Annotated in this window: 4 protein-coding genes; 2 read left to right on the top strand and 2 right to left on the bottom strand. The window is 58.6% G+C overall.

Annotation, left to right across the window (positions count from 1 at the left end; all coding sequences use genetic code 11):
• Window positions 1–73 precede the first annotated feature (73 nt).
• The gene (locus NTD86_RS15260; protein WP_262203400.1) at window positions 74–283 is read right to left on the bottom strand and encodes a cold-shock protein; all 210 of its coding nucleotides are present in this window, start codon (window positions 281–283) and stop codon (window positions 74–76) included.
• Between the two features lie 240 nt (window positions 284–523).
• Here NTD86_RS15260 and plsB point away from each other — a divergent pair, with 240 nt between their 5' ends.
• Entirely contained in the window at window positions 524–3,031 is a 2,508-nt protein-coding gene (plsB, locus tag NTD86_RS15255) for a glycerol-3-phosphate 1-O-acyltransferase PlsB (RefSeq protein WP_262203398.1), read from the top strand.
• 73 nt (window positions 3,032–3,104) lie between these two features.
• Window positions 3,105–3,503, top strand: a complete 399-nt coding sequence (locus NTD86_RS15250; protein ID WP_262203396.1) for a YbaY family lipoprotein — start codon at window positions 3,105–3,107, stop codon at window positions 3,501–3,503.
• Window positions 3,504–3,584: 81 nt separating this feature from the next.
• Here the strand turns inward: NTD86_RS15250 and NTD86_RS15245 are convergent, their stop codons facing one another.
• Window positions 3,585–6,662: an efflux RND transporter permease subunit gene (locus NTD86_RS15245; RefSeq protein WP_262203395.1), complete on the bottom strand. Its 3,078-nt coding sequence runs from the start codon at window positions 6,660–6,662 to the stop codon at window positions 3,585–3,587.
• Window positions 6,663–6,664: the final 2 nt, after the last annotated feature.

Genomic DNA, 6,664 nt, shown 5'->3' with positions numbered 1-6,664 from the left:
CCGGCCGCTGCCCGGCATTTGTTTAAAAGATCAAAAGATCGCGAGGCAAGCTCGCTTCTACACGGTGTCGTGGCTACAGCCCTACCACGTCTTCTGCCTGAAATCCTTTTTGACCAGCCACACGGGTGTATTCAACCTGTTGGCCCTCGGTCAAGGAACGGTGGCCCTCACCGCGAATCGCGCGGTAATGCACAAACACATCGCCCTCGCTTTCACTCTGGATAAAACCGTAACCTTTGGCGTCGTTGAACCATTTCACATTGCCTGTCAAACGTGTACTCATCGATCCTTTCCTCTTTTTATTTTCAAATGGGCTTTTCGTTTAGCCCGCTAAGAACTTTCGCACGAACTTAACTTTCCTGGATCTGGTCTTACGCCATAAGGCGAAAGAGCGTCGAGTATATGTCAGCGCGAAGAACACTCAATCAATATTAGTTCGCTGCTTTTTTGCCGATTTTCCAGAGATACGGCACACTACCAACCCGAGTAAACACTCGTTTTAATCCACTAACGCAGAAGCCGTATGACCCGCTCCCCATTCCACCGTCTCGTCTTTGGCGCCCTGCGTCGCTTGCTGTACCTGTGGGTACGTTCAGAGACGATCAATCAGTCCTCCTTGCCATTGAGCCTGGATCGCAGCCGCCCTGTGTTCTACGTCCTGCAATCGCCGTCGATCACTGAACTTGCTGTGGTCGATGCCGAATGCACCAAAGTGGGTCTGCCACGCCCGGTTTTGCCCGTGGCTGTCGGCACCATGACCGAGCCCGCCGCGTTCTTTTACCTGACCCCCGAGCCTGACTGGCTAGGCCGGCAGGACAAACGCGGAGCACCCCCGACCTTGACCCGCCTGGTCGATGGCTTGACCCACAACCCGACTGAAGATGCACAAATCATTCCGGTCAGCGTGTTTTGGGGTCAATCGCCTGATAGCGAGTCCAGCCCGTGGAAGTTGCTGTTTGCCGACAGTTGGGCCGTCACCGGGCGTCTGCGCCGCCTGTTGCGCATTCTGATTCTGGGTCGAAAGACCCGCGTGCAGTTCTCCGCACCGATCCATTTGCGTGAATTGATCGACCTCAACAAAGGTCATGAACGCACCGTACGCATGGCCCAGCGCATCCTGCGTGTGCATTTTCGTAACCTTAAAACCTCAACCATCGGCCCCGACCTGTCGCACCGGCGCACCCTGGTCAAAGGCCTGGTGAATGAGCCGGCAGTGCGCCAGGCCATTCTCGATGAGGCACAGCGCGAAAACATCAGCCCTCAAAAAGCCAAGGCCCAGGCCCTGCGCTACGCCAATGAAATCGCCTCCGACTACACCTACACTGCCATCCGCTTTTTTGAGGTCGTGCTGAGCTGGTTCTGGAACAAGATCTACGATGGCGTCAAAGTCAACGACATCAAGGGTGTTCAGAACGTCGCCCAAGGCCACGAAATCATCTATGTGCCATGCCACCGCAGCCATATCGACTATTTGTTGCTGTCCTACCTGCTGTTTCGCAACGGCCTGACCCCGCCGCATATTGCCGCCGGGATCAACCTCAACATGCCGGTGATCGGCCCGCTGCTACGACGCGGCGGGGCGTTTTTCATGCGCCGCACGTTCAAGGGCAACCCGCTGTATACCTCTGTGTTCAACGAGTACATGCACACCCTCTTCACCAAAGGTTTCCCGGTGGAGTACTTCGTCGAAGGCGGGCGCTCGCGCACCGGGCGCATGCTGCAACCTAAAACCGGCATGCTGGCCATCACCCTGCGCAGCTTCCTGCGTTCTTCACGCACGCCCATCGTGTTTGTGCCGGTGTACATCGGCTACGAGCGGGTACTTGAAGGTCGCACTTATCTGGGCGAATTGCGTGGAGCAAGCAAAAAGAAAGAGTCGATTTTCGACATATTCAAAGTGATCGGCGCGCTCAAGCAGAAGTTCGGCCAGGTCGCGGTCAACTTTGGCGAACCGATCAAGCTCGCTGAATTCCTCGACCACGAACAACCCGACTGGCGTCAGCAAGAACTGGCGCCGCTGTACCGTCCCGACTGGTTGAACGCCACCACCAACCGCCTGGGTGAGAAGGTCGCGCAGCACCTTAACGAAGCCGCCGCGATCAACCCGGTCAACCTGGTGGCGCTGGCCTTGTTGTCCACCAGCAAGCTAGCCCTGGACGACCGCGCAATGGCACGGGTGCTGGATCTGTACCTCGCCCTGCTGCGCCGTGTGCCTTACTCGCCGCACACCACCCTGCCGGAGGGTGATGGCCAGGCGCTGATCGAGCACGTCAAAGCCATGGACCTGCTGTCTGAACAAAGCGATGCGCTGGGCAAGATCCTGTATCTGGATGAACAGAACGCGGTGTTGATGACGTACTACCGCAACAACGTGCTGCACATTTTTGCCTTGCCGGCATTGCTGGCCAGCTTCTTCCAAAGCTCTTCGCGCATGACCCGCGAGCAAATCCTGCGCTACACCCGCGCGCTGTACCCGTACCTGCAATCGGAGTTGTTCATTCGCTGGTCACTGGACGAACTCGACGGCGTAGTCGATCAATGGCTGGAGGCGTTTGTCGAGCAAGGCTTGCTGCGTTTCGAGAACACTATCTACCTGCGCCCGGCTCCCAGCTCACGGCACTTTGTGTTGCTGACGCTGCTGTCCAAGAGCATTGCGCAAACCCTGCAGCGCTTCTACATGGCTATTTCGCTGTTGCTCAACAGCGGCCAGAACACCTTGAGCAGCGAAGAACTGGAAGACCTGTGCACGATGATGGCTCAGCGCTTGTCGATCCTGCACGGGCTCAATGCCCCCGAGTTCTTTGACAAGAGCCTGTTCCGTCACTTTATCGAAACCTTGCTGGAGCAAGACGTACTGCGACGCGACGCCAACGGCAAGTTGAGCTATCACGAACTGCTCGGCGAACTGGCCGAGGGCGCGGCCAAACGCGTGCTTCCACCGGACATTCGCTTGTCGATTCGCCAGGTAGCCTTGCACCGCAGTGAAGATGCGCACGATCAACCTGCACCGCCGCCCGAAAAAACGCCTTAACTCAATAAACCGGCCCGTGGCACACAGCCACGGGTCGGGTGCCTGAACGCTTTCAGCCCCTTGGGAACCCACCATGAAAAAACTTCTTATACTCAGCCTCACGGCCCTGCTCGGAGCCTGCAGCTCAATGACCCCTACCCCGAAAGCCACGCTCGACGGCGAAGTCTTTTACCTGCAACGCATCGCCCTGCCGCCCACTGCTACCCTGGAAGTAAGCCTGCAGGACGTGTCGCTGGCCGACGCCCCGGCCGTGACCCTGGCCAAGCAAAGCGGCACCATCAAAGGCCAGGTGCCATTGCCTTTCCAGCTCACCTATAACCCGGATGACGTCAAGCCAGGGCACACCTACGCGGTGAGCGCGCGGATCGAAGAAAACGGCCAATTGCTGTTCATCAGCACTGAGCACAACAGCGTTGATCTGAATGCCAAAACCCTGCAACCGATCCGCTTGCGCGTCGATCAGGTGCGTTAAGCCACTACCTGCCTTGGTGGGAGCTGGCCTCGCGATCTTTTACAACAGCAAAAGACCGCGAGACAAGCTCGCTCCTGCAGGTCAGGTGTTAGCTTGCGGCTTCTTCACCCTGAACCACGCGGCATACAGTGCCGGCAAGAACAACAGCGTCAGCGCCGTGGCCACGATCAGGCCGCCCATGATCGCCACCGCCATCGGGCCGAAGAACACGCTGCGCGACAACGGGATCATCGCCAGCACCGCCGCCAAGGCAGTCAGCACAATCGGCCGGAAACGCCGTACGGTCGCTTCAATAATCGCCTGCCAGGTAGCCAGCCCCGCCGCTTTGTCCTGCTCGATCTGGTCCACCAGGATCACCGAGTTGCGCATGATCATCCCCGACAAGGCAATAGTGCCGAGCATCGCCACAAAGCCAAAGGGCTTGTTGAACACCAGCAAGAACAGGGTCACTCCGATCAGGCCCAATGGCGCGGTCAAAAACACCATGGCCATGCGCGAGAAGCTGCGCAGTTGCACCATCAACAAGGTCAGCACCACCACGATAAACAGGGGCACGCCCGCTTTCACCGAGTCCTGGCCGCGCGTGGCATCCTCAACCGTGCCGCCCACTTCCAGCAAATACCCCTCCGGCAGTTCAGCGCGAACGCCCTCAAGGGTCGGCAGAATCTGCTGCACCAGGGTCGCAGGTTGGTCCTTGCCGTAGATATCGGCGCGCACGGTGACCGTTGGCAAGCGATTGCGGTGCCAGATGATGCCTTCTTCAAAGCCATACTCCAGCGTCGCGATTTGTGACAGCGCAACGCTTTGGCCGTTGTCGGTCGGCACTGCCAGACTCGGCAACAGCGACAGCTGGGTACGCTCCTGGGTGGTGCCACGTAGCAGGATTTCAATCAGTTCGTTGTCTTCGCGGTACTGGCTGACAGTGGAGCCCAGCAAGGTACTTTGCAGAAACTTCGACAGATTGGCCGTGCTCACGCCCAGCGCTCGTACCCGGTCCTGATCGACATTGAGGTACACCACCTTGCTCGGTTCCTCCCAGTCCAGGTGCACGTTCACCACGTGGGGGTTTTCACGTACCTGAGTCGCCACTTTGCGCGCCAACGCCCGGACTTGCTCGATATGCTCACCGGTTACCCGGAATTGCACCGGATACCCCACAGGCGGGCCGTTTTCCAAGCGCGTCACCCGCGCCCGGACGGTCGGAAACTGTTCGTTCAAGGTGTCAATCAGCCAGGTGCGCAGGCTTTCGCGGTCCTCAATGGTCTTGGCCAGCACCACAAACTGGGCAAAACTGGCGGCCGGCAATTGCTGGTCCAACGGCAGGTAGAAGCGCGGAGAACCGGTGCCGGCATAGGCTACGTAATTCTCGATGCCGGGATGGTCCTTGAGCAGGTTTTCGAGGCGCTTGACCTGTTCGGTGGTGTTGCTCAGCGAGGCGCCTTCAGCCAGTTTCAAATCGACCATCAATTCAAAACGGCTGGAGGCCGGGAAAAACTGCTGTGGCACGAACTTGAACAGCACCACCGAGCCCAAAAACAGCAGCACGGTCAGCGCAATCACGGTTTTACGACGGCGCACGCACCACTCCACCACGCGACGAATACGCTGATAAAACGGCGTGCCATACGGGTCTGGCGCACCGTCGCCGGTGCCATGTTTGGCTGCATGCAGCTTGGCCAGATCCGGCAACAGCAACGCGCCCAGATACGGCACGAATACCACCGCCGCAATCCAGGAGGCCAGCAACGCAATGGTGACCACCTGGAATATCGAGCGGGTGTACTCCCCCGTGCTCGACTGCGCCATGGCAATCGGCAAAAAGCCCGCGGCCGTGATCAGCGTGCCGGTGAGCATCGGAAACGCCGTGCTGGTCCAGGCAAAACTCGCCGCCTTGAGCCGGTCGTAGCCCTGCTCCATTTTGATCGCCATCATTTCCACGGCGATGATCGCGTCGTCCACCAGCAGGCCCAGCGCCAGCACCAGCGCGCCCAGCGAGATTTTGTGCAGACCGATGCCCAAGTAATGCATGGTGGCGAACGTCATCGCCAGCACCAGCGGAATAGTCAGCGCCACCACCATGCCGGTGCGCACGCCGAGCGAGAAAAAACTCACCAGCAACACAATCGCCAGCGCTTCGACCAGCACCTGAACAAACTCGCCAACGCTGGTTTTCACCGCCGCCGGTTGATCCGAGACCTTGGCCAGCTTCATGCCGGCCGGGAGGTTCTTTTGCAGGCGCTCAAACTCGGCTTCCAGGGCTTTACCCAGGACCAGGATGTCGCCGCCGTCCTTCATCGCCACGGCCAGACCGATGGCGTCCTGGCCCATGAAACGCATACGCGGTGCGGGTGGGTCGTTAAAGCCGCGACGTACATCAGCCACGTCACTGATACGCAAGGTGCGTTCGCCCACCCGAATAGGGAAGCGCTCGATTTCTTCGACGGTTTTGAAGTTACCGCTGACGCGCAATTGCACGCGCTCGGTCGGTGTCTCGAAGAAGCCCGCGGTCGACACCGCGTTCTGCTCTTGAAGGGCTTGTTGCACTGCGGCCAGCGGCAAACCCAGGGTCGCCAGCTTGAGGTTGGAAAGCTCGATCCAGATCTTTTCATCCTGCAGGCCCAGCAACTCCACCTTGCCGACATCCTTGACCCGTTGCAGTTGGATCTGGATGCGATCGGCGTAGTCCTTGAGTACCGCGTAGTCGTAACCTTCGCCACTCAGGCTGTAGATGTTGCCGAACGTGGTGCCAAATTCATCGTTGAAAAACGGCCCCTGTACGTCCGGTGGCAAGGTATAGCGAATGTCGCTGATCTTTTTGCGAACCTGGTACCAGAGTTCGGGAATGTGCGAGGAGTCCAGCGAATCGCGGGCCATAAAGGTCACTTGCGACTCACCGGGCCGTGAAAACGACACAATGCGCTCGTATTCGCCGGTTTCCATGAGTTTCTTTTCGATACGCTCGGTGACCTGGCGCGACACTTCCTCAGCGGTCGCCCCCGGCCACAATGTCCGGATCACCATGGCCTTGAAGGTGAACGGCGGGTCTTCGCTTTGGCCTAATTTGGTGTAAGAAAGCGCACCGACGACAGCCACCAACAGCATCAAAAACAGAACGATTTGACGATTACGCAGCGCCCAGGCGGAAAGGTTGAAACCCATCG

It is taken from the genome of Pseudomonas sp. 7P_10.2_Bac1, from assembly GCF_025465935.1.
In the GTDB taxonomy this organism is placed as follows: Bacteria; Pseudomonadota; Gammaproteobacteria; order Pseudomonadales; family Pseudomonadaceae; genus Aquipseudomonas.
This window is presented reverse-complemented; position numbering and strand designations above follow the sequence as displayed.

What these genes read in the sequence shown, in the direction of transcription:
- NTD86_RS15260 (WP_262203400.1), bottom strand. Translation starts at nt 283, where the DNA reads ATGAGTACACGTTTGACAGGCAATGTGAAATGGTTCAACGACGCCAAA.
- plsB (WP_262203398.1), top strand. Translation starts at nt 524, where the DNA reads ATGACCCGCTCCCCATTCCACCGTCTCGTCTTTGGCGCCCTGCGTCGC.
- NTD86_RS15250 (WP_262203396.1), top strand. Translation starts at nt 3,105, where the DNA reads ATGAAAAAACTTCTTATACTCAGCCTCACGGCCCTGCTCGGAGCCTGC.
- NTD86_RS15245 (WP_262203395.1), bottom strand. Translation starts at nt 6,662, where the DNA reads ATGGGTTTCAACCTTTCCGCCTGGGCGCTGCGTAATCGTCAAATCGTT.